Annotated in this window: 21 protein-coding genes and 2 pseudogenes; 8 read left to right on the forward strand and 15 right to left on the reverse strand. The window is 68.0% G+C overall.

All coding sequences use genetic code 11. The features are described from left to right. Positions 1-33: 33 nt before the first annotated feature. Positions 34-315, reverse strand: a pseudogene (locus tag QMC84_RS14760) (relaxase domain-containing protein); the annotation flags it as partial. A gap of 69 nt (positions 316-384) precedes the next feature. On the opposite strand from QMC84_RS14760, the gene QMC84_RS14765 reads away from it, so the two are divergent. Then, positions 385-519 carry a hypothetical protein gene (locus tag QMC84_RS14765; protein WP_300375855.1) on the forward strand — a complete coding sequence of 45 codons (135 nt, stop codon included), beginning with the start codon at positions 385-387 and terminating at the stop codon, positions 517-519. 42 nt (positions 520-561) lie between these two features. Here QMC84_RS14765 and QMC84_RS14770 read toward each other — a convergent pair whose 3' ends face one another. Genes QMC84_RS14770 through QMC84_RS14790 form a run of 5 tightly spaced genes read right to left on the reverse strand, consistent with a single transcriptional unit; the run spans position 562 to position 8,668 of the window. After that, a complete protein-coding gene (locus QMC84_RS14770) occupies positions 562-2,049 on the reverse strand; it encodes a class I SAM-dependent DNA methyltransferase (RefSeq protein ID WP_300375857.1) in 1,488 nt (495 codons plus the stop codon). A 2-nt stretch (positions 2,050-2,051) separates the two neighbouring features. Next, positions 2,052-2,348: a hypothetical protein gene (locus QMC84_RS14775; RefSeq protein ID WP_300375859.1), complete on the reverse strand. Its 297-nt coding sequence runs from the start codon at positions 2,346-2,348 to the stop codon at positions 2,052-2,054. After that, positions 2,341-4,572 carry a DUF262 domain-containing protein gene (locus tag QMC84_RS14780; protein ID WP_300375861.1) on the reverse strand — a complete coding sequence of 744 codons (2,232 nt, stop codon included), beginning with the start codon at positions 4,570-4,572 and terminating at the stop codon, positions 2,341-2,343. Before QMC84_RS14780 ends, QMC84_RS14775 begins: the two co-directional genes overlap by 8 nt. After that, a complete protein-coding gene (locus QMC84_RS14785; protein ID WP_300375863.1) occupies positions 4,569-5,909 on the reverse strand; it encodes a restriction endonuclease subunit S in 1,341 nt (446 codons plus the stop codon). Before QMC84_RS14785 ends, QMC84_RS14780 begins: the two co-directional genes overlap by 4 nt. Beyond that, a complete protein-coding gene (locus QMC84_RS14790; RefSeq protein WP_300375865.1) occupies positions 5,906-8,668 on the reverse strand; it encodes a DEAD/DEAH box helicase family protein in 2,763 nt (920 codons plus the stop codon). The genes QMC84_RS14785 and QMC84_RS14790 overlap by 4 nt, the downstream gene beginning before the upstream one ends. A 113-nt stretch (positions 8,669-8,781) precedes the next feature. Between QMC84_RS14790 and QMC84_RS14795 the strand changes: the two genes are divergently transcribed. The 4 genes from QMC84_RS14795 (at position 8,782) to QMC84_RS14810 (ending at position 10,933) form a co-directional block, all read left to right on the forward strand. Further along, positions 8,782-9,288, forward strand: coding sequence for a hypothetical protein (locus tag QMC84_RS14795; protein ID WP_300375867.1), 507 nt, complete (start codon positions 8,782-8,784; stop codon positions 9,286-9,288). A 193-nt stretch (positions 9,289-9,481) separates the two neighbouring features. Further along, on the forward strand, positions 9,482-9,706 hold the full coding sequence (locus QMC84_RS14800) for a helix-turn-helix domain-containing protein (protein WP_300375869.1): 225 nt from the start codon (positions 9,482-9,484) through the stop codon (positions 9,704-9,706). Between the two features lie 61 nt (positions 9,707-9,767). After that, positions 9,768-9,896, forward strand: a complete 129-nt coding sequence (locus tag QMC84_RS14805; protein WP_300375871.1) for a hypothetical protein — start codon at positions 9,768-9,770, stop codon at positions 9,894-9,896. Further along, positions 9,893-10,933, forward strand: a complete 1,041-nt coding sequence (locus QMC84_RS14810; RefSeq protein ID WP_300375873.1) for a site-specific integrase — start codon at positions 9,893-9,895, stop codon at positions 10,931-10,933. Before QMC84_RS14805 ends, QMC84_RS14810 begins: the two co-directional genes overlap by 4 nt. A 233-nt stretch (positions 10,934-11,166) precedes the next feature. Here QMC84_RS14810 and QMC84_RS14815 read toward each other — a convergent pair whose 3' ends face one another. The 5 genes from QMC84_RS14815 to glnA all read right to left on the reverse strand — a co-directional run bounded on the left by QMC84_RS14815 (position 11,167) and on the right by glnA (position 16,748). Next, complete coding sequence (locus QMC84_RS14815; RefSeq protein ID WP_300375875.1) at positions 11,167-11,775, reverse strand: hypothetical protein; 609 nt, start codon at positions 11,773-11,775, stop codon at positions 11,167-11,169. Beyond that, positions 11,772-13,073, reverse strand: a complete 1,302-nt coding sequence (locus QMC84_RS14820; RefSeq protein WP_300375877.1) for a 7-cyano-7-deazaguanine synthase — start codon at positions 13,071-13,073, stop codon at positions 11,772-11,774. The genes QMC84_RS14815 and QMC84_RS14820 overlap by 4 nt, the downstream gene beginning before the upstream one ends. After that, positions 13,070-13,750: a hypothetical protein gene (locus QMC84_RS14825; protein ID WP_300375879.1), complete on the reverse strand. Its 681-nt coding sequence runs from the start codon at positions 13,748-13,750 to the stop codon at positions 13,070-13,072. The genes QMC84_RS14820 and QMC84_RS14825 overlap by 4 nt, the downstream gene beginning before the upstream one ends. A gap of 34 nt (positions 13,751-13,784) precedes the next feature. Further along, complete coding sequence (locus QMC84_RS14830) at positions 13,785-14,777, reverse strand: hypothetical protein (protein ID WP_300375881.1); 993 nt, start codon at positions 14,775-14,777, stop codon at positions 13,785-13,787. A 546-nt stretch (positions 14,778-15,323) separates the two neighbouring features. Next, positions 15,324-16,748, reverse strand: coding sequence for a type I glutamate--ammonia ligase (gene glnA / locus QMC84_RS14835; RefSeq protein ID WP_300375883.1), 1,425 nt, complete (start codon positions 16,746-16,748; stop codon positions 15,324-15,326). A gap of 187 nt (positions 16,749-16,935) precedes the next feature. Here glnA and QMC84_RS14840 point away from each other — a divergent pair, with 187 nt between their 5' ends. Both QMC84_RS14840 and QMC84_RS14845 read left to right on the forward strand, forming a co-directional pair. Then, positions 16,936-17,355, forward strand: coding sequence for an RDD family protein (locus QMC84_RS14840; RefSeq protein ID WP_300375885.1), 420 nt, complete (start codon positions 16,936-16,938; stop codon positions 17,353-17,355). Positions 17,356-17,427: 72 nt separating this feature from the next. Next, on the forward strand, positions 17,428-18,279 hold the full coding sequence (locus QMC84_RS14845) for a hypothetical protein (RefSeq protein ID WP_300375887.1): 852 nt from the start codon (positions 17,428-17,430) through the stop codon (positions 18,277-18,279). Positions 18,280-18,282: 3 nt separating this feature from the next. Here the strand turns inward: QMC84_RS14845 and QMC84_RS14850 are convergent, their stop codons facing one another. The 3 genes and pseudogenes from QMC84_RS14850 to lipB form a co-directional block, all read right to left on the reverse strand. Further along, positions 18,283-18,999 carry a DUF4191 domain-containing protein gene (locus QMC84_RS14850; RefSeq protein WP_300375889.1) on the reverse strand — a complete coding sequence of 239 codons (717 nt, stop codon included), beginning with the start codon at positions 18,997-18,999 and terminating at the stop codon, positions 18,283-18,285. A gap of 36 nt (positions 19,000-19,035) precedes the next feature. Then, a pseudogene (gene lipA / locus QMC84_RS14855) lies at positions 19,036-20,013 on the reverse strand (lipoyl synthase); the annotation flags it as partial. Between the two features lie 60 nt (positions 20,014-20,073). Continuing rightward, on the reverse strand, positions 20,074-20,826 hold the full coding sequence (gene lipB / locus QMC84_RS14860) for a lipoyl(octanoyl) transferase LipB (protein WP_300376109.1): 753 nt from the start codon (positions 20,824-20,826) through the stop codon (positions 20,074-20,076). Between the two features lie 56 nt (positions 20,827-20,882). Here lipB and QMC84_RS14865 point away from each other — a divergent pair, with 56 nt between their 5' ends. Beyond that, positions 20,883-21,356, forward strand: coding sequence for a hypothetical protein (locus QMC84_RS14865; protein ID WP_300375891.1), 474 nt, complete (start codon positions 20,883-20,885; stop codon positions 21,354-21,356). Here QMC84_RS14865 and QMC84_RS14870 read toward each other — a convergent pair. Further along, positions 21,302-22,198: a TIGR01777 family oxidoreductase gene (locus QMC84_RS14870; protein ID WP_300375893.1), complete on the reverse strand. Its 897-nt coding sequence runs from the start codon at positions 22,196-22,198 to the stop codon at positions 21,302-21,304. The genes QMC84_RS14865 and QMC84_RS14870 overlap by 55 nt on opposite strands. Positions 22,199-22,257: the final 59 nt, after the last annotated feature.

The raw sequence follows: 22,257 nt of genomic DNA on the forward strand, positions 1-22,257 counted from the left end.
CCGGGCGACTTCGGCGTTGAACCCGTCGACGCCGGTGTTGTCGTAGACCTTGTAAGCCGCCCCGAGTGGCTCGTCCGTGAGCGGGTGCGACCCGGTGCCGAACAGGTGCTTCATCTGCTCGGCCGTCACCACGTCGCCGACTTCCAGGCCGTCGAGGCCGACGAGCCCGGAGCCGACCCAGCGCCCGGGCGACTCGCCCTTCGCCGAGTAGTAGTCGGCCAGGGGAATAGCGACCTTCTCCGTCGAGTCGAGGGCAGCGACCTGCCGCGTCAGGTACTCATACCCCGACCCCGCCGAGAGCTTGTGAAGCGTCATGGTCACATCCCAAACGGCCGCGCGCGGAACGCGAGTGGCCACCGCCCGGGCTGTGGATGAAAGAGGTGTGTGGGGAATGAGAGGAGAAGGGAGGGCGAGCGGAGGGAGAGGGAGGAGGGGCGAGAGGAGAGGGACAAGGACAGGAGAAGGGGGAATGTGAGAGCGGATAAGGGGGGCGAGGTGAGGGTGGCGGTGGAGAGGTGAAGGCGAGCGTCGATGCTCGCCCCGCCGACCGGACTCTTCGGACTACTCGGTGGAGGCGCCCGCTTCGAGGGCCGCCGCCACAGCCTCGAACTCGGCGAGCGCAGCGGTGAGGTCCTCGACGATTTCGCGGGCGATGATCTCGGGCGCGGGCAGGTTGTCTGCGTCCTCGAGCGACTCATCGCGCAGCCATGTGATGTCGAGGTTGGCCTTGTCACGGGCGACCAGCTCGTCGTACGTGAACGACTTCCATCGTTCGGACTCGACTCGCTCGGTGCGGTCCTTGCCAGCCAGGTAGGACTCGACGAAGTCGTCGAGGTGTTGGCGGCGCAGGGGATTCTGCTTGAGCGTGAAGTGTTGGTTGGTGCGCAGGTCGTAGACCCACAGCTTCGAGGTCCACGGCTGCTCGGACGCTGGCTTCTTGTCGAAGAACAGCACGTTGGCCTTCACGCCTTGGGCGTAGAAGATCCCGGTCGGCAGGCGCAGCATGGTGTGTAGGTCGAAGTCGGCCAGCAGCTTCTTGCGCAGGGTCTCGCCGGCGCCCCCTTCGAAGAGCACGTTGTCGGGGAGGACGACGGCGGCGCGGCCGTTGATGTCGAGGATCGTCATGATGTGCTGGACGAAGTTGAGCTGCTTGTTCGACGTGGTGACGACGAAGTCCTGGCGTTCGATCTCGCGGTCTTCGCGGACCTCGCGGCCATCGGCGCCGACCATCGTCAGGGACGACTTGCGGCCGAACGGTGGGTTGGAGAGTACGACGGACCAGCGCGGGCCAGGGTCGGCGATCAGGGCGTCGCGCACCTGGATGAGTGAGTCGCCGTCCGGCGTGCCGATGCCATGCAGCAGCAGGTTCATCGCCGCGAGCCGGGCGGTACCGTCGACGAGCTCGTAGCCGGAAGCGAACCCATCGCGAAGGTGCGCGCGCTCAGTGGGCGTGAGGTTCTCGGCGTTGCGGGCTGCATGCTCATGCGCGACGAGCAGGAAGCCCCCGGTGCCGCAAGCCGGGTCGACCACCGTGTCGCCGGGCTCAGGGTCGATCACGTCGACGATTCCGGCGATGAGGTCTCGGGGGGTGAAGTACTGCCCCGCCCCCGAGCCCTTGTCGGATGCGCCCTTGGAGAGCAGCTCCTCGTAGGCGTCACCCTTGAGGTCGGTGCCGGACGCGGACCAATTTTCCTGGTCAATCAGGTCGACGATGAGCCTCTTGAGCTTGGCCGGGTCCTGGATGCGGTTCTGCGACTTGCGGAAGATCGTGCCCAGTGTGCCGGGCTGCTGCGCCAATCCGACCAGGATCTGGGTGTACACGACCTCGAGCTCGGTGCCCTCGGCGTCCAGGAGCCGTTGCCAGGAGTATTCAGCCGGCACGATCTGATGCGGGTTCAGCTTCCGGGTGGCGCGTTCGTGGGCCATCTTCAGGAACAGCAGGTAGGTGAGCTGCTCGGTGTACTCGATTACGCCGACGCCGTCGTCTCGGAGGACGTTGCAGTACGACCAGAGCTTGTCGACCAAGCGGCGTGAGTCAGGAATCGCCATGATCACAGCTTTCGGTGGAGCTCGTAGCGGGCCGACCGGCCGGGGTCCTTGGTTGCCCAGCCCAGGGCCGCCATTCGGATCTCAGCCTCTTTGCGGATGCGGTTGTTCAGGGGGTGCATCGTGTCGCGCACCGGGACATCGAAGAGCTCGTGGAGCAGCCGCTTCACGGCGCGGACATCGTTGCTGTTGCCATGGAAGACACGGATGTCACCCTCGAGCACAGATTGGGCGTGCATCGCTCGATAGAGCTGATCCAGGTCGATCGTGTGTCCCTCCATGGCGAACGTCGTGTCATCCATCGGCTTCTCCGTCGTCCTCTGCTCCTTCTCGTAACGACTCGCGCAACATCTCTCGAAGCTCGGCGAGCGTCTTCCCGGTCGGAGCATGCGTCCAGTCAGTCCAGCCATTGCGTGAACTGCCGACAAGTTTCGACAAAGCGGGTGAAGGGGCGCGGAAGTGGCCAGCCGACGTGTCCAGACCGCCGGAGCCCGTTACCGTGGCATGGAATTCCGTGCCGGAGCGCACTTTCTGATGGCGCAACCGGTCGCCGGGTACTACCAGCCCGCGCACGATGAGCGGTAGCAGATCGCCGTGTACAAGGTTGTCCGTTCGTGTCCGTTCCTCCGCGGCCCGGGCCGCCTCCGTCACATGGAAGGTTTCCAAGTCGACGAAGTCGGCATCCGGCTCACTCGGCCGGGGCCAGGCAGCGAGTGCGCCCCTGATGAGAGCCAGCTCCCGGAGACCGATCCGGTCCTCGTCCCAGGTCGCGACCCATTCGTCTTGGGTGAAGTTGTCGACACCTTCAGGGGAGGTCAGGATCGATCCGGTCGTCAAACGGGCGAGGCTATGGGTCTGGAGCGTGTGTCGCTTCTTGTTCCAGGCCTGGTTGCTCAGAGTTGAGTTGAGGCTCTGCGTGGCCAGGGTCAGGTTGCCGAGGCGGTGGATCGAGTTGTTGCGTCGCTCGATGGCCGACCCTGGCACGCCATCTGGCAGTGACCAGTTCTCCTCCCACTTCACCGGCATGACGTGCTCGATCGTTAGGGCCTTGCTGGCTGCTCGGTGGGGCAGGGTGGGCTCGGCGCGACTCGTGAGCAGGTGGTTCTCCAGTCCCACCAAGAGGGTGCGTAGACGGGCGCGGACCAGGTCGTTGTAGAGGTTGTTGTTCATCAGCCCGCTGATGAATGCTGAGTCGTCGGGCCAGATCCGGCTCTCGGCCGTTTGGCTCGCGAGACCCGCGACGAGCAGGTCTCCGGCCCGGGTGACATCGCCGGTCTTGATCGCACCGAGGAGAGTGCCGAACAGCCGGTTGTAGTCCTTGGTGGTCATGCGACAGATCGCCCGGCGCATGAGGAACGAGTCGATTGCGAGCGTGCCGATCAGGGCCTGATCATCAGGGATCTCGGACGAGGCGTGGAGGAAGAGGATCAGCGGCCAGGGCGTGGTGGTCTTCGTGGCGTCCAGCCGGTCGAGGGCCTGCGCGACCGGGGAACTCATCGGAAGCCGTTGCAGACGGTCCATCGTGTCTGCGTAGACCCGGATGTCTCGAATTACCTCGGCAGCCCTGGCCTGTGTTGCACGCATCCAGCGCTTGAAGTCCTCGAAGAGGTGCTCGACTGAGGATTCCTCGCCGCGCTGCGCGCTCAGCCAGTAGGCCAGGAGGATGTCGACCCGCACTCGCTTGATGCGGCCTGTGGTGACCTCCTCACGCCAGTGCCCGCTGTCGAGCACGGACCAGTGGTCGTTCAGCAGTTCATGCTCAAGGTGGTGGTCGCCCTGGCGGTCGAGCATCTGGAAGAGCAGGTTCTTGACAAGGTCAGCAGCGTCCAGGCGGACGCCGCGGTGGTTGAGGGCTTCGAAGATGATCTGCGGGTCGTCCTTCGCGTCGAGGAAGATGCTCACCACTTTGATCCGGTTCTCGACGGCGAAGTGGAGGAAGTCGAGCCGGTCGCCCGATGACGAGGATTCCTTGACCCAGTCGCGGACCGCGTCTTCGAACCAGAGGGATGCCCGAACGAGCTTGTGGCCAGCGCTCGGCGGGGAGGACACGTCGTCGGGATCGCGGACCGCCCATTCGAAGCCTCGCAAGTCGTGGGCGAGGGGTGCGACCTTGAGCCGGTCCTCTGGATGCTCGCTGTCGACGCTCACACGGTTGCGGACCAGAGCCGCAAAGCTATCGGCGGCATGGAGTGCTCCGAACTCGAGGGCAACGCGACGAGCCGCCGCCAGGAATACCTGGAAGGTAGTGATCCGCTGCTGCCCGTCGATCACCATGGAGGTGGGCGTACGTCGCGGAATCGGGCTGCGATGCTGTGTCACGAGGGCGCCGAGGAAGTATTCCTGCGCATCCTCGTCGTCACCCTCCGCGGATTGTGTCTCCGCGGACTCGGCAGCCTTGCGGATGTCGTCCCACAGGGGAATCCAGTTCTCCTCCTCGTCCCACACGTATGGTCGCTGGAAGATCGGGATCACGTAGCGGTGATCCTTGTTGAAGACCGCGCCGAGCAACTCGTCTCCGGCTCTCATGCGTGGATCATCTCCTCTGCTACCGATGCATCGGCGTGGTCTCCCAAGAGGCGGCCGGAGAAAGCGGCAGTAAGCAGGGAACGGCGGAGTGCCTTCCCACGGTTGCGTGACTCGGTGATAGCGGATGCCAACCTGTCGTAGGACGCCAACTGGTCGTGAAGCGAGACCACAACCCGCTGGGCCTCTCCGTCAGCGGGAACGATCACAGGCATCTTGCGGATCATGCTCAGGCTGATCGAAGCCAAGTTGACGCTCTGCTTGCCGTTCCGCTCGGCCCACCGACCACCGAAGATGTTGGTGGTCCACGAGAGGAAGTAGGGGTCAAGTCGCGGCTCGTTCAGGCGTGCACGGAACACGTGGTTCTGGTGGATGCAGTCGTCAATCTGTCCTTCCCACACCCATCCGCGTGCGAGTTTGTCCCGGTCGCCGCCCTCGTTCAGCAGGACGTCACCCTCCTCCAGCCGGAGTGCCTTTGCCTTGGCGGGGTCAACGCGTATGTGGGTCACGGTGTCGAGGTTCAGATGTCCGCGCTGGACGTTGGCCACGCGCAAGTAGGGAACCTCAACGAATGATGGATCGTCTTGCTTCTTCGAGTCCTTCGTGACCCCACCGACCACTTCTGCAACGTCGCCAAGGCGTGCCCATGACCAGCCGACCGGCATAGAAGGCAGGCCGCCGTCAGCGGTGCCTACGTCGGCGAGCGCGGCATCCACACGATCTGGCACGTCGGTCGCCGTGAGGGCGTGAATGATCGTTTGCTCACGAAGGCTGTTCAGTTTGGCCAGCGACAGGGCCAAGCCCTTGTCGGCGGCGTCAAGGCGGGAGAGGCGGTCTTCGAGGAGGTCCACGATGCGGCGCTGTTCATTGAGGTGGGGGACAGGGACGGTCAGATTCGCGAGGTTCTTCCGGGAGATGCGCTTCCGCGTGGTCCCCGACTGCAGGGCGAGTACGGAGGAGTGGAATTGCGGCGAGTTGATAGCCCACATGACATAGCTAGGATCTACGTCCGGACGTGAGAGGCGGAGGATGGCGACGTCAACTGCTGTGACTGCCTTGCCGATCGTGACTGGTGCGAGGCAAGCCCTACCGATCGGATCGGGCATCCGGGCGATGAGGATGTCGTTGGGATGTAGGAAAGTGCAGCCCAACGATGCAGCCTGATCTGGTCGCATCCAGCGGTTGGACCGGTTTCTGAACTCGCCCACTCCGACGTCCGCTAGTTGTGTAAGACGGATGGATCCCGCGGGGTCTTGGTCTTTCGACTCGACCCAATCGCCATCCGTGAACCGGCCACCGTCTGCGAGTTCGCCTAGCGTCATCTCGGGTGCCCAGGTCACGCGGTGAGCTCCGAGTTGAGTTCGTCGATGAGGCCGGCGGCGCGGTCGCCGAGGTCGCGCAGGGCGCCGTCGGTGCCGCCGCGTTCGGTGAAGGGGGCGTCGTCGAGGTCGGCGGCGTTGATGCCGGCGGAGGAGGCGATGACGGAGACCATGCGGTCGAGCCACCATCCTTCGGTTTCGGTGAACGTGACGCCGGCTTGTTGCTGCTGGGCGAGCCAGGCGGCGTACCTCTCGCGGACGAGCTCGGCGTAGGGGAGGAGTTCGTCGTCGGTGCCGACGGTATAGCGGACCAGGGACACCAGGTCGGTCAGGGTGTGGGCCGGGCTGCGTCGGACGTTCGGCGCCTCGATGGCGACGTAGGCGTCCCAGATGAGGTCGGGGGTCCAGTTGTACGGCGGCCGGGCGATGCGGTCGGCGAGCTCCTGGATGTCGTGGAAGGACACCCGGTGCCCCACCTTCGGGTCGCGGGCCTCGGCGAGGAGCTGGATGGCGGTGATCTCCGCGCGGTGTTCGTCGAGGTAGGCGCGCCAGGACTCCACGACGCTCTTGGCACGGCTGGTGTCGACGACGCCGTGGGCATCGATCAGGGTGTCGCGGCTGACCTCGTCGATGGTGCGGTCGTGGGTGGCACGGAGCTCGAGGATGCGGTTGCGCAGGTCGGGGTTGGCCGCGATCGGCTCGACGGCTGCGTCGAGCAGGGCCTGTACATCGCCACCCGCCTTTACGTGCGTGGCCTGGGTCTCGGGGTCGACGGCGTCCACCAGCGCCCGAATGACCTCGCGGACGGGCCGACCGGCCACGGTGTCGAGCTCCGTGCGTTCGGGGTCGGTGAGCTCGAGCTCGAGCTTGGCCAGCCGGGACGCGAGGGTGGCGGTCTCGTCCTCGCTGAGGGTGAGGGCGGCCGCCTTGTCGAGCAGCTTCTTCAGTGACACCGACCTGTCCCGGTTGAGCGGTGGCTCGACGAAGTCGTGCTCGGTGACGCCGACCGCGTCCACGATCACGAACCGGGTCTTCGCCGTCGCGTCGGGCGTGACCGCCTGGAAGTCCGCGGGAGGGATGGTGCGGGCGCCGCGGCCCTTCATCTGCTCGAAGTACTGCGCCGAGCGCACGTCGCGCATGAAGAAGACGCACTCCAGGGGTTTCACGTCGGTGCCGGTGGCGATCATGTCGACGGTGACCGCGATCCGCAGCGTCGGGCTGGTACGGAACGCCTGAAGCTGGGCCTTGGGGTCGCGGGCGTTGTAGGTGATCTTGGCGGCGAAGTCGTTGCCCTTGCCGAACACCTCGCGCACGCATGTGACGATCTCCTCGGCGTGGTTGTCGTCCTTGGCGAAGATCAGCGTCTTCGGCACCGTGGAGCGGCCGGGGAAGATCTCGGTGAACAACCGCTCGCGGAAGGTCTCCAGCACCGTGCGGATCTGCGACTTGCTCGTGACCGCGCGGTCGAGCTGGCCCGGCGTGTACTCCAGGTCCTCGTCCAGTGCCTCCAGCCGCTCGGCGCGGGTACGGCGGTCGACCTTCGGCACGATCGTCCCGGCCTCGATCACCGAGCCCTGCTCGCTGATCTCGGTGCGGATCCGGTAGAGGTCGAAGTCGACGTTCACGTTGTCGACGACCGACTGCGGGTAGGTGTACTCGGAGACGAGGTTCTGTTCGAAGAACCCGAACGTCTGCTTCCCGGGGGTCGCGGTCAGGCCGATGACGTGGGCGTCGAAGTAGTCCAGCACCCCGCGCCACACGCCGTAGATGGAGCGGTGCGCCTCGTCGACGATCACCAAATCGAAGGTCTCTGGTGGCAGATCGGGGTTGTAGGAGACGGTCACCGGGGCGTCGGGGACGAAGCCGTCCAGCCCCGGATCGTCCTCGCCACTGACCTCCGCACCCTGCAGTGCCTTGAACACCCGCTGGATCGTCGAGATCACCACGTTGGAGGAGCCGAGCATCCCGGCGCTGCTGAGCTTGTCGACGTTGTAGATCTCGGTGAACCGGCGGCCGTCGTCGGGGGCGCGGTAGTTCTGGAACTCCGCCAGCGTCTGGTCGGCCAGGTTGTTGCGGTCGACCAGGAACAGGACCCGGTTGAACCCACCGTGCTTGAGCAGGCGGTAGGACTGCGTGACGGCGGTGTAGGTCTTGCCGGCGCCGGTCGCCATCTGGACCAGGCTGCGCTTGAACCGCTGCTCGGCCAGGCTCCGCTCGACACCATGGATCGCCTCGATCTGGGCCGGGCGCAGGGGAGTGGTGTCCAACTGGGGCAGTGCGCGCACCTTGCCGCGCCAGGTCGGTTCCTGGGGACTGGCTTCGGCGTCGCGCAGGATGCGGGCGAAGGTCGAGGGCTTGGGGAAGGCGAAGAGCCTGCGTGCTCGCGGCTCGGGGTCGTAGCCACAGGTGTAGTGGATCTCCGTGCCCGACGCCTCGAACACGAACGGCAGCCGGCCATCGACCGTGAGTGCCTTGAGGCGTACGTCGGCGGGGAGCCCTTCGGCGTACATCGCCGACTGCCACTCGACGCCTGACAACGGAGTCCCTTCGGGCTTGGCCTCGATGACGCCGACGGCCGACTTGTCGACGTACAACAGGTAATCAGCGCGACCGTGACCCGCAGCCATGGTCGACTCGCGTACGGCGACGCCCTGGGCGGCGAACAGGTTCAGGTTCTTCTTGTCCTGCACTACCCAGCCGGCGGCGACGAGCTGCTTGTCGATGAGCACCCGGGCACGCTGCTCCGCCGCAAGGCGCAGTTCGTCGTCCCCGTTGGTCATAACGGGGCAAGGCTAACCGCCAACAACGGGACAGGCAGGGCTTCTGTGGCCACTTGCGGGCAGATCGCGGCCCGCGGTCCCTGGTGTCGGCGGCTGCTGCGAGAGTCTGCGTCATGGTGTCGAACGACGAGAGTTGGATAGAACCGTCTCAAGCCGAGGGCGTCCGCCGCGATGCGATAGCGCTCGCCAAGTTTGCTGTCACGTCTCCGGACCTCCGAGACGTCACGCGTAAAGAAGTGCTCAGCAAGTACGTCCTGATCCTCCTCACGCACGGGACTTCGAACGGCAAATACGGCACCCGCTATCGCTCGGCGGATGCCTTGGGCGTGACGGACCCAGCGCTGCTAGAGCATGAGCACGTCTACCCACGCAAGTGGCTGATAGAGCAGATGCTCGCCGAGCCCAGTGCGGTCGAGATGGTCCTGACTCACTGTGCCCTGGCCTGCACGGTGACCGAGGCCGAGCACCGCAGGCTCGCCGCCGCTGAGCGGGCCAACCCCGGACTGACTGGCTGGGAGCGGTACCACGCGGCAGGTGTTGCGGTCACTGACCTGGCGACCGGCGAAGTGGTCCCGCAATCGGTGGGCCGTCGACCGGTGTTGCCCCATGAGCAACCGTGAAGACCACGCCTGTACGTGCCCGGCGCGCGAATTGGGCGGCCAAAAAGATTCCTGCAGGTGGGGAACTAGCCTCCTGAGCTGTGGGTTGAAGTGGGCGATAATCGGTCTGAGGCCACCGGTTGTAGCGGTGGCCACTCGCATCGACTCGCTGGCCATTAGGGGTAGGACCAACCCCGACAGGCAGGAGCCGACCATGACCGAGACCCTCCACACTGACGTTCCCCTCCGCGCCCAGCTCATGACGATCGAGGAGGTCGCCGAGCTGCTCCGGATGCCCGTCGCGACACTGCGCTACTGGCGCGTGCTCGACAGCGGGCCGTGCGGCTTCATCATCGGGCGGCGCCTGCGCTACTGGCGCCACGACGTCCTGGCTTGGCTCGAAGCCCAGCGCGAGTCCACAGGGTCCGGAGCCGCCTGATCTATCCACAGGAGCCGCGGTCGCTGTCGCCAGGACAGGCGACTGGCGCTACGGCGGACCCATGAGCAGGAAACCCCGAACCCTCCCGCGCCAGCGGCGCAACCAGCGCGGCGCCGTCGAAGACCGCTGGCGCAAGCGCATCAAGGACACCGACGGCAACACCATCGAGGTCCCGTCGCGGGCAAGGTGACGCGCTGGCGCGCGCGGTACGTAGACGACGCCGGTCGTGAGCACACCCGCGCCTTCGACCGGAAGGTCGACGCGCAGAAGTGGATCGACAAGCAGCTCTCCGCGCTGCTGCGCGGTGACCACGTCGTACCCAAGGACGCCAAACTGACTGTGGGGGAGTGGTGCGACAAGTGGCTGGCCGGCTACGGCACCCGCCGCAGGTCGACCGTTCGCCAGGCCGAGGTTCACCTCAAGATCATCAAGGCTCACTTCGGCTCGGTGCCGCTGTCGGCGATCAAGCCTTCCGACGTGCGCGCCTGGACGGCCACCCTCAAGGACGAAGGCCGCGCCGACTCCTACATCTACGCGCTGTACTCCCGGTTCTCCCAGCTCTTCACCGACGCGGTCCACGACGGCCTCGTCGTCCGCAACCCCTGCTCGCGGCGCACCTCACCCGGCATGGGTCGGCAGCGGGCGTACGTCGCGACCACCCAACAGGTCTGGGCGCTCTACGACGCGGTGCCGCCCGGCGTACGTCCCGCGATCCTGCTCGGCGCCCACGCCGGGCTGCGTCTCGCCGAGGCGGCCGGGCTTCGGGTCGAGGACATCGACTTCGCGACCGGGGTGATCTCGCCGAGCGTGCAGTGGGTCGACGAGCCGCTGAAGTCCGAGACCAGCCGACGATCCATTCCGATCCCCAGGGACATGGCGCACCTGCTCGCGGAAGCGGTGCGGCTCGGCAACGGCACCCACGTCGTGAGCGATCAATGGGGCGACCCGGCGGGGCCGTGGACGATAGAGCGCGCGGTCCGCGCAACACGGACCCAGGTCGGGCTGCCGGACGACTTCCGGTTCCACGACCTGCGGCACTACTTCGCTTCGCTGCTCATCGCATCGGGGCTCGACGTCAAGGTCGTTCAGGCGCGGCTGAGGCACGCCTCGACCAAGACCACCCTCGACACCTACGGCCACCTCTGGCCGGACCGGGATGAATCCTCCCGAGCGGCGGTGGCGGCGGTGTACCGCGAGCGGACTCCAAGCGACGGCTCAGCTGGTTGATGGATAGTTATGGGTCTATAAGCAGGGACGGCATTCGAGGCGGCCTCGAGGGTCTTGACATGTCACCGACGGCGGCCGCCCCCTTTAGCCCAGTCAGCCGCACTTGACGGGGGTCTGAGATCCGCATGGATCTGCCGATGAGCGGGGGTGGCGGAAGCGTGCGGATTTGAAGTCATTGAGCGGAGGACGACGTGATCGAACCTGCGCACCCGGTGGGTGAGGATCGCCCCGGCTCAGCGTGCGATTTCCGCGACCAGGCGGGTGACGCGCGGCAGCTCGGCGTTACAAGCATCTGCTGGAGCGAAGTGCGTTCCTCCGGTGCGCAGGTGCCAGACCTCGACGCCGATGACCCGGCCCTCGCCCAGTTCTTCTTCGAGGGCGAGGAAGGCTGGGACGGCGTACCGCACTGCCAGCTCGGCGGTGAGAGGCGCGAGGTCCCAGAGCGCGATGCGGCCAACGTAGCCTTCCTCGTCGAGCAGAACCGCGTCCACGTGCGCTCCCACGACGTGCGTGCCGATGCCGACGTCATGCCTGAGGTCGACGGCGAAGGCGTCGCGTCCGTCCCGCTGGGCCAACTGGATGTACCGCTCGAAGCAGGTGACGATTGCGCTCGCCCAACCTCGAGCCTGGGCGGATCCCGAGGGACCCCAGTATGAACTGTCTGCGAAGGCGCGTCGGAGCCGTCGTCTAGCCTCCGTGACACCCTCGCGGTGGTACCTGACGATCGCCGCGGTGGCCGTCAACATCGGGGTGGGAAATCCCGGGTCTCCCATGGTCGAGCTGAGCGTGAAACCAGGCTGACGCACCCCCTTGCGGTAGATCCCGAACGTCAGCCGGGTCATCGCAGGCCCGCTGGCACGCTGTGGGAGCTCAGGACCGCGTCCGCCTGCGCCGCCCAACGCCGGTGGAGGGCGATGCTGTCTGCGAGGTCCATCGCCGGTGCACCTGACAGCAGCTCGGGGTACTCGTACTCGAGGTCGACGTCGGGCAGTGAGCCGAGGTCGTCGATCAGGGCGACGAAGTGGGTGAGGTTGTCTCGCGCTCGTTGGTCGTCAAGTGCATGGACATCGTCGAACACGTCCACGTCGTAGGGAACGTCCGCGACGCCGTGTGTCTCGCACGAGATGCGGCGCATGATGCAGGGAGCGCAGTACCCGCAGTGCGTTCGCGTTCGACCGATCTGCCAGCACGAGACGGTGTGTTGCATGTCGTCTCCGTGGCCTAGGGCTACGGCGATCTCGACAACCTCAGGTTTCGTTCGGCTGACGAGAATGTTGTCGATCTCGAGGTCTCCGCCTAGCGCGGCTCTGGCCAGCTCCTTCATTCGAGCGACGATGGGTGGCGAGGCGGTGTGCGTGGACAGGGAGCCGATCCTCGCCGCGGTCAGCGGGATGTGGATCGCCATGATGCCGTTCTCGTTGAGGTACACCCGATTCGAGCCGCCGGCGATGGCGATAAGCGCGGCGACGCCCACGAAGAGGAGGGTGCGGCTGCGCTGCGACGACTCCGGACCCGGGAAAGGTTGGTTTGGTGCCTTGCCGGCGCCGATGTGGACGCGGACGGTGTCGGGCCGGATCTCGCGGAGGATTGACTCGACCTGGGTCTGCGCGGTGTTGACGGCGCCGCTTGCCGAGTGCGACAGGAGCAACGGACGCGCCCCGCGGTCTAGCAACTCAAGAGCGCCTGCGAAGGAGTCCTGCCCACCCGACAGCAGGGCTACTCCGTCGTGCTCAACGATCGGGGTTTTCGACTGCCGCGGTGGGGAGGATGGTGTCGGGTCCGCCTCAAAGTGAATGGTCAGGTCGTCCTGCGTCAGATCAGACCAGATCGACTCGAACTGGGGTCTTAGCGTCTCCCACCAAGCTGGATCGCGGACCGGGATGTAGGCGTCAATCTGTCGAGCCCACTCGACGTCGCCGCGACCCCGTTCGCAGGCCATGTCGACCGCGAATAAGGATCCTAGGATCGCCAGCCAGTCCATCTGTCGCTCGCTGAGCCGGTCGGGCAGACCCTCGACAGCGTCGTCGAAGCGCAGGCCGAAGTTGCGGGTGCCGTAAGGGGTGTCGCGCGTCCTGATCGTTAGGACACCCGGTACAGGTGGCGCGGCGCAGTCGTTCACCACGACGGTGTACGCATTCACTGCGGGCTCTCCGGAAGCGCGCGACCGCGGGCGAACGCGTCGCCGACCAGCGCGGCCCAACGCGCGCGGACGGCCGCTGCGGTCTGGGGAGCCTCGCCGATGCGACGGCCGATCGTGTCGGCCTCGGCGGCGAGCGACCGAGCCAGCCGCTTCGATTCGGCGATGGACATCCCCGGAACGTCGACTCCCCGCGACGTCCGCGTCTCGGACATCGCACCCATCTCGCGCGCGGTGACGTGGCGGGCGTACTGGCTGAGCAGCTCCCCAACGAAGGCACCGAGAAGCTGGCCAGGCTCACCTCGGCGCTCCTCAAATCGGGTCGCCGCTTCCTGAGGTGACAGTTGGGTGAGACTGACGTCGCCCGAGGTTGCGCGCATCAGGGCAGCTACGAGCGCCCGTTCCGCCAGCGGCAGAGCTGCGCTGGTGCCGTCCGTGTCGGCACTGGCCCGGCGCGCGTCGGCAGCCGCCTCCAGAATGGCGGTCTCCGGGCGCTCGACGGCACGCAGTCTGTCCGGCAACGACTCAAAACTCTGGACGACTTGGACGGCGAAGGACGCGATCGACGGGTCGGCCAGTGCCGACTCCCACTCAGCGCCGGCGTTGAACAGCTCTGACCGGAGTCGCTCCAATGGCAGGTCCGAGCGCAAGGCGGTGGCGAACGCCTGCCACCGCGGCACCGCGGGCGACCGGAAACTTGTCGACGTACCCACGTCAGGTCCGCGCGCTTTCGATCATGGCGTGGAAATGCTGATCGTCGACGAGGCCGGCATCGAACAGGGCGGCCCAGGGTAAACGCTCGCGGTTTGCCGGGGTGATTTCGTCGCGTTCGACAGACAGAGCGGCCTCGGCGAGGTCGATGGCCCGTACGTAGGCCAGCGATAGGCCGGTGTCCTTGGTGAGTGCCTTGTGGCGGGCATGGAATGGGTGCGCGCGCCCGCTGCCTGCAAAGTTGGAGGAGAGCACCACCATGTACCGGAGCTCGTGCCCGGTGGACTGTGCCTCGGCGCGGCAGATGCCTGCGTACTCCTTGAACCGGAGGTAGTGGTCGGCGGTCATGGTGTACCCGTCCGCGGAGGCCTTGCAGTCAAGCAGGGCCGCGAGTGGCTCGCCTCCCCCTGGCCATCGGAGCAATGCGTCAGGGAGACGCCTGCCCCGGGCTGCCTCGCCGTAACGCACCCCTCCGAGGCGGAACGTGTGGGTCAGCATCCTGAAGGTCAGCCTCTCCAACCAGTCCTGTGGAGCCGCGCCACCCTGGTGGAGCTCCGCCGGCAGCTCGTTGTGCGCGAGGACCGGCAGCCACCGCATGCCGACCGGATCGAGGTAGCGAGCGTCCTCGAAGAGGGCCCGCTGGTGTGCCAACCGGTCCATTGCCACGCTTGGCCGCTGGTCAGTCCAGGCCACCCGCGACGAGTGTTCAAAGCGTTCGATCAACTGCTCAGGTCCGATGACCTCCACCGTCCGACCGACCGGAATGTCGCCGTGAGTGCCGAGAGGAGCCACGAGCCACCCGGCCACGTCGCCGTTCGCTGTAAGCGACTCGATGAAGCGCACGACGTCACGCGGCTCCACGGCCCTGGCCGCCACCCGGACGCGGATGGAGCGGCGTGCCCATAGCAGCTCCATCTCGGCGTGCAGCTCATCGTGGTCGGCACGACGTCGGTAGTCCGAGACCTCCGCTCCCGACTCCTCGACGAGGGCGTGCACTAACTTGCGCACCTCGGCTCGCGGCATCGCAGCCAGGTCGAGTGGTGTGAAACGACGGTGAGGTCGGGTGATCCCAGCTTTGCGCTCGCCTCCCGCCATGACTGCGATCCTAGGCAGCGGGAGGTCTTTTCCGGCAAGACTGGCCTAACACCGCGTGTCCTCGGCTCGGCTGGCCAAGCAAACGCCGCGGGCGTACTTCGACGCCGACTCGGAAACCCGTCCGCCGTAACGACGACAGGCACCATCCGCCGGAGCCGTTGCACGGCCGAGACAGTCAGCTGCAGAGCGACTGGCGAGAACCACCCGCTCGTGCCGCAGCTCGTGCACCGCCAAACCGCGGCATTCCAGCCGCAAATTCTCCTGCCCCCGGAGCTCTCGCGAGCCGATGTGACGGGCTTCCGGCGGTGGGCGCTGTCGGATCCAACAGCGCGGCGGGCCAATCTCCTGCGGAATCCCTGCGGAATTTGGCCCCTTTCGAGCCAACGAGAACGGCCCCCGATCCTGCGTTTCCGCAGGTCAGGGGCCGTTCCCGGGTTACGACGTGGCTCAGATGTCGTAGTAGAGCTCGAACTCGTGCGGGTGCGGGCGCTGCTGCACCGGCAGGATCTCGTTCTGGCGCTTGTAGTCGATCCAGGTCTCGATCAGGTCCGAGGTGAAGACGTTGCCGGCGGTGAGGAACTCGTGGTCGGCCTCGAGGTTGTTGAGCACCGCGTCGAGCGAGGCAGGGACCTGCTCGATGTCGGCCATCTCGTCCGGCGGGAGCTCGTAGATGTCCTTGTCGATCGGGGCGGCGGGCTCGATCTTGTTCTTGATGCCGTCGAGGCCGGCGAGCAGCAGCGCCGAGAAGGCGAGGTAGGGGTTCGCCGACGGGTCGGGGCAGCGGAACTCGATGCGCTTGGCCTTCGGGTTCGAGCCGGTGATCGGGATCCGGACGCAGGCCGAGCGGTTGCGCTGGGAGTACACCAGCGAGACCGGGGCCTCGAAGCCCGGCACCAACCGGTGGTAGGAGTTGACCGTCGGGTTGGTGAACGCCAGCAGCGAGGGGGCGTGCCGGAGCAGGCCGCCGATGTACCAGCGGGCGGTGTCGGAGAGGCCGCCGTACCCGGTCTCGTCGAAGAACAGGGGCGTGCCCTCGTCCCAGATCGACTGGTGCACGTGCATGCCCGAGCCGTTGTCGCCGAAGATCGGCTTCGGCATGAAGGTCGCGGTCTTGCCGTTGCGCCACGCGACGTTCTTGATGATGTACTTGAACTTCATCACGTCGTCGGCGGCCTTGAGCAGCTCGTCGAAGCGGTAGTTGATCTCGGCCTGGCCGGCGGTGCCGACCTCGTGGTGGGCCCGCTCGACGATGAGGCCGGACTTCTCCAGCTCGATGACCATCTCGTCGCGGAGCTCGCCGAAGTGGTCGGTCGGCGCGACCGGGAAGTAGCCGCCCTTGTACTTCACCTTGTAGCCGCGGTTGTCGTTCTCGAACGCCGCGCCGGTGTTCCAGGCGCCGGCCGCGGAGTCGATCTCGTAGTAGCCGGCGTTGGCCTTGGTCTCGAACCGCACGTTGTCGAAGACGTAGAACTCCGCCTCGGGCGCGAAGTACGCCTTGTCGCCGATGCCGGTGGTGCCGAGGTAGGCCATCGCCTTGCGCGCGATGTTGCGCGGGTCGCGGGAGTAGGCCTCGCCGGTGAGCGGGTCGTGGATGAAGAAGTTGACGACCAACGTCTTCGCCGTGCGGAACGGGTCGATGTACGCCGTGGTCGGGTCCGGGAACAGCGACATGTCGGACTCGTGGATCGCCTGGAAGCCACGGATCGACGAGCCGTCGAAGCCCAGCCCGTCGTCGAAGACCGACTGGTCGAACGACGACACCGGGACCGTGAAGTGCTGCATGACGCCGGGCAGGTCGCAGAAGCGGACGTCGATCATCTCGACGCCCTCGTCCTTGATGTACTTGAGCAGCTCGTCGCTGTTCTGGAACATTCGTCCTCCTTGGCTGCCACGCAGGGCGACGGCCGGAAAGTCAGTGAGCAAGGACCGGGGCGACGCTGCTCCGGGCGGTGGTCGCACCGTACGCACGGCCAGTTTCTCGACCGTATCCGGTTTGTTTCGGGCATGTAACAGGTGGCCGGTGACTGGACCGGCGGCGGTCCGCCCTACCCTGGCCGTCGTGACCGCACCCCAGGCCGCGCCCCAAGAGATCCCGTTCGAGACCGCCTCGTGGGGGCGCCGGGTGCTGGCGCTCGTCGTCGACTGGTTCGCCTCGCTCCTGGTCGTGAGCCTGTTCGTCCCGGTGTTCGGCACCACCGGAGGCCCCGGCGGCCTCTACACGCTGCTGGTCTTCGTGGTCGAGTCCGCGGTGCTCACCGCCACCGTCGGCGGCTCGTTCGGCAAGATGGCCACCCGGCTGCGGGTGGTGCGCGTCGACGGCGGCGGGCACGTCGACCTGCTGCGGTCGTTCGGTCGCGCGATCGCCGTCGCGCTGGTCATCCCGCCGCTGGTGTTCCGGCCGGACCGCCGCGGCCTCCACGACGTGCTGGCCGGCACCGCCACGGTCCCCCTCCAGGCCGCGCGTTCTCCCCAGGCCTGAGCCCGCCGGGTTTGGTCCTTGGGCCCGCTGGGAGATGCTGGAGGCATCGACCACTCTTGGAAGGGCCCCGTCGTGACCAGCCTGAGCTCCGTACGCCGTGCCCTCGCAGCGCTCGCTGTCGTCCCGCTGCTCCTGAGCGGGCTTGCCGCGTGCGGCGACGACCCGGGCACCAACGCCGAGGACCCGGCAGCGACCTCCGCGTCCGGTGCGCCGGCCGCCGACCTGGCGCCGGGCGACGACGTCGACACCGGGGAGTTCGCCGACCTCCTCGCGGCGGGGGTGGCGAGGATGGACACCGCCCACCTCACGATGAAGTCCGAGATGGGCGCCGCGGGGAGCATGACGGGGGAGGGCGACGCGGACTACCGCGGCGACCAGCCGGTCGCGAGGATGACGATCACCTCCGGCTTCGTCGCGGACGGGATGGAGGCTCGCATCGTCGACGGTGCCCTGTACCTCAACCTCGGCCGGCTCAGCCACGACCGGTTCTGGAAGCTCGACCTCGACGACCCGGACAGCCCGCTGGGGGCGCTCGGATCGCAGCTCGACCCCCGCTCGGCCGTCGACCTGCTGGCGAAGGGACTCGAGAAGGTCACCTACGTCGGGCCCGACGGCGACCTGGCCCACTACCGCGCGAGCGTCGACCCGCAGGCCGTGCTCGACGCCCTCGGCGGGCTGGGGTCGATGGGCGACCGGATGGGCGGGGCCGGCGCCCCGGCCGTGCCGGACTCCCTGGACTACGAGCTGTGGCTCGACGGCCAGGGCCGCGTGACGCGGCTGACCTCGACCATGGGCGACCTCGGGTCGGTCGAGATGACCATGTCCGACTTCGGGGCCGACGTATCCGTCGAGGCGCCGCCGGCCGACCAGGTCACCGAGATGCCGCCGATGTTCGGCCACCCGGGGACCGACCCGCAGGCCTGACCCCTACCGGCCGCGCATCTGGCCGCGCATGCCCTTCATGCTGGTCGGCACCGGGCCCTTGGGCAGCGGGACGTTCGACCGGTTGGCGTCCAGTGCCTTGAGCCGGTTCAGGATGTCGGTCATCTCGGCGGGCTTCACGGCCTTGCCGAGCTTCTGGACGTGCCGGACCAGCTTGGGCAGCGGGACCTGACCTGCGTCGTTGCCGCAGACGACCTCGTGGATCGGGACCTCGGAGGCGACCCGCTCGTGCTTGCGGCGCTCGGCCGTCATCAGCTGGCGCAGCCGGTTGGGGTTGCCTTCGCCCACCAGCACGATGCCCGGCGGTCCGACCACCCGGTGCACGACGTCCTGCTGCTTGTTGAACGCCACCACCGGGTCGGTCCGCCAGCCCCGCTTCAGCATCCGCAGCGCGGCGGCCGCGGCGCCCGGCTGGCCCTCCATCTGGGAGTACGCCGCGCGCTGGGCGCGTCGTCCGAAGACGATCATCGCCAGCAGCGTGCCGACCAGCAGCGCGCCGATCACCGCGAGGACGATGCCGAGGACGCCCTCGCCGGGGAGGATCCAGAAGACCACGAAGCCGATCACGCCGCCGACCAGCAGCGAGCCGAGGATCCACAGGCCGAGGCGGGGGTCGGACCGCTTCGCCATCCGGTAGGTCTCGACGAACTGTGCTCGCCGGCTCATCTTGTCCGGGTCGACGGGCTTGGGGTCCTTCGCCATGTTCTGGTGCTGCCTCACTGAGTCGTTCGGTCGGGGTCAGGCGGTGATGCCCTCGCGGGCCTCCATAGCCTGACGGTACAGCCGACCGGCGCGGTACGACGAACGGACGAGGGGCCCCGACATCACGCCGGAGAACCCGATCTCGTCGGCCTCCTCCTTGAGCTCCACGAACTCCTCGGGCCGGACCCAGCGCTCGACCGGGTGGTGCCGCGGTGAGGGCCGGAGGTACTGGGTGATCGTCATCAGCTCGCAGCCCGCGGCGTGCAGGTCGCGCAGCGCCTGGGAGACCTCCTCGCGGGTCTCGCCGAGGCCGAGGATCAGGTTGGACTTGGTGACCAGGCCGAAGTCGCGGGCCTGGGTCAGCACGTCGAGCGAGCGGTCGTAGCGGAACGCGGGCCGGATCCGCTTGAAGATCCGCGGCACGGTCTCGAGGTTGTGGGCGAGCACCTCGGGGCGCGACTCGAAGACCTGGGCGAGCAGGTCCGGCTTGCCGCTGAAGTCGGGGATCAGGTTCTCCACGCCGATGCCCGGGTTGAGCTCGTGGATCTGGCGGACGGTCTCGGAGTACAGCCAGGCGCCCTCGTCGATCAGGTCGTCCCGGGTGACGCCGGTGATCGTGGCGTACCTCAGGCCCATCGTGCGCACCGACTCCGCGACGCGACGCGGCTCGTCGCGGTCCAGCGGCTTCGGCCTCCCGGTGTCGATCTGGCAGAAGTCGCAGCGCCGGGTGCACTGCTCACCGCCGATGAGGAAGGTCGCCTCGCGGTCCTCCCAGCACTCGAAGATGTTGGGGCAGCCGGCCTCCTGGCACACGGTGTGCAGTCCCTCGGACTTCACCAGGCTCTGGAGGTGCTTGTACTCCGGACCCATCTTCGCGCGGGTCTTGATCCACTCGGGCTTGCGCTCGATCGGGGTCTCGGAGTTGCGCGCCTCGAGCCGGAGCAGCTTGCGGCCCTCTGCGTGGGGGGCGGGGGGAGCTTGCGTCACGTCGGCCAACTGTACGCCGCGGGTGGAGGCCCTCCGCGTGAGGGAGTGTGAGGGGGCGTGAGGGAGGTGAGGGAGCGCGAGGGAGCGTCAGGGAGTGAGCAGCTCGATGCGCGGCTGCTTGGCCGGGTCGGGGCGGGGCTCGTAGTCGGGAGTCGGGTCGTACGGCGCCCAGGCGAGGTACTCGCGCAGCCGGCGCTCGACGTACGGCGTCGCCTCGGCCACGGTCACGTCGCGGCCGAGCTCGCGGGTCAGCGAGGCCACTCCGGCGTCGGTGATGCCGCAGGGCACGAACCGGTCGTACCACGCCAGGTCGACATCGCAGTTGAGGGCGAACCCGTGCATGGTCACGCCGCGGCTGACCCGGATGCCGATCGCGGCGATCTTGCGCTCGGGGCCGCGATCGTCGGCGCGCAGCCAGACGCCGCTGCGGCCGGGCACCCGCGCGGTCGTGACGCCCAGGTCGGCGCACACCTGGATCAGCGCCTCCTCCACCCGGCGCACGTAGTCGACGACCAGCACGTGGTCGGGGAGGGTGACGATCGGGTAGCCGACCAGCTGGCCGGGTCCGTGGAAGGTGATCTTGCCCCCGCGGTCGACGTCGATCACCGGCGCGCCGCCCGGGTCGGCGGGCCGCTCGTGCGGCTCGGTGCGCTTGCCTGCCGTGAACACCGGCGGGTGCTCGAGCAGCAGCACCGTGTCCGGCTGCCTGCCGTCGGCGACCTGCTCGTGCACCTCGCGCTGCAGGTCCCACGCGGCGACGTAGTCGACCAACCCGACATCTTGGAGCTTCACGCGCTCGAGCCTACTGCGGCGCCGGGACCCGGGCCCGGGTCGGCTCAGCAACCGACTTGTGGACGACCGCTCGGCCGGGCCGCCCGTCTGGGTAGGAGAGGGTGATGACGCTCCTGCCCTTCCTGCTGGCGGCGCTGCTCGGCCTGGGCGCTCCCGCGGACCCGGCGACGCCGACGCCGGTCGCCGTGCTGCACGAGTGGGACCAGCGGCGCGCGGCGGCCTGGGCGGCGGACGACCTGGCGGACCTGCGCCGGCTCTACGCCCGCGGCAGCACCGCCGGGGCGGCCGACGTCGCGATGCTGCGGGCCTGGCACGAGCGGGGCCTGCGGGTCGAGGCGATGCGCATGCAGGTGCTGTCGGTGGCGGTGCGAGCCCGGACGCAGGGGCGGCTGGTCCTGCGCGTGACCGACCGGCTCGCGGCCGGGGTCGCGGTCGGGGACGGCGTACGCCGGCCGCTGCCGCGCGACGGGGCCTCGACCCGGCGCCTCGTGCTGGTGCGGGTCGCGGGGGAGTGGCGGATGGCTCAGGTCAGGCCCGCGCGGAGCACGTCGTCCACGGTGCGGTCCCGGAACCGGTAGCCCGCCTCCTCGAGCGCGGCCGGTCGCAGGTTGATCGAGCCCAGCGCCTCCGGGGCCAGCCGCCCGGCCGCGGCCCGGATCGCGAACCGCGGCGCGACCAGGACCGCCTTGCGGTGGGTGGCCCGCGCGAGCGCCTGGGTGAACTCCGCGTTCGTCGGTGTCTGCGGGCAGCACAGGTTGAACGGGCCGGCGGCGGCCTCGTGCTCGATCAGGTGGGCGACGCCGCCGACCCAGTCGCGCAGCGAGATCATCGCCATCCGCTGCCGCCCGTCACCGAGCCGGGCGCCGAGGCCGAGCCGGGTGAGCAGCCGCAGCTGCTTGAGCGGCGCCCCGCGCCGGTCCATCACCGGGGCCGTGCGCAGCACGCAGAGCCGCGCGCCGGCCGCGGCGGCCGGCTCGGCGGCGTCCTGCCACTCGCGGCTGACCTGGGTGAGCAGGCTGTCGCCGACGCTCGGCGACTCCTCGGTGACGACCTGCTCGCCGTGGTCGCCGTACCAGGCGATCGCGTTGCCGGCGACGAACGCCGGTTTCCGCTCGCTCCCGGCGATGGCCGTCGCCAGCACCCGGGTCGTGGTCACCCGGCTCTCGCGCAGCTCGCGGGCCCAGCGGCCCGAGTGCGGGTTGCCGATCGTCGGCGCGCCCGCGAGGTTCACCACCACGTCGGCCCGCTCGACCACGCCGCGGTCGTACACGCCGGCGTACGGGTCCCAGGTCGACTCGCTCGGCGAGGTCGCCGGCCGGCGCACCAGCGCGACCAGGTCGTGCCCGCGGTCGGTCAGCTCCCGGCCCAGGTGGGTGCCCAGGAAGCCGGAGGCGCCGGCGATGAGGACGGTCAGGGTCATGGGTTCACCATGTCACCTGACACCAATTCGGATTCGAGACGATCGGTGGGCAGTCCCTC

The organism is Nocardioides sp. (genome assembly GCF_030019515.1).
Lineage (GTDB): Bacteria > Actinomycetota > Actinomycetes > Propionibacteriales > Nocardioidaceae > Nocardioides.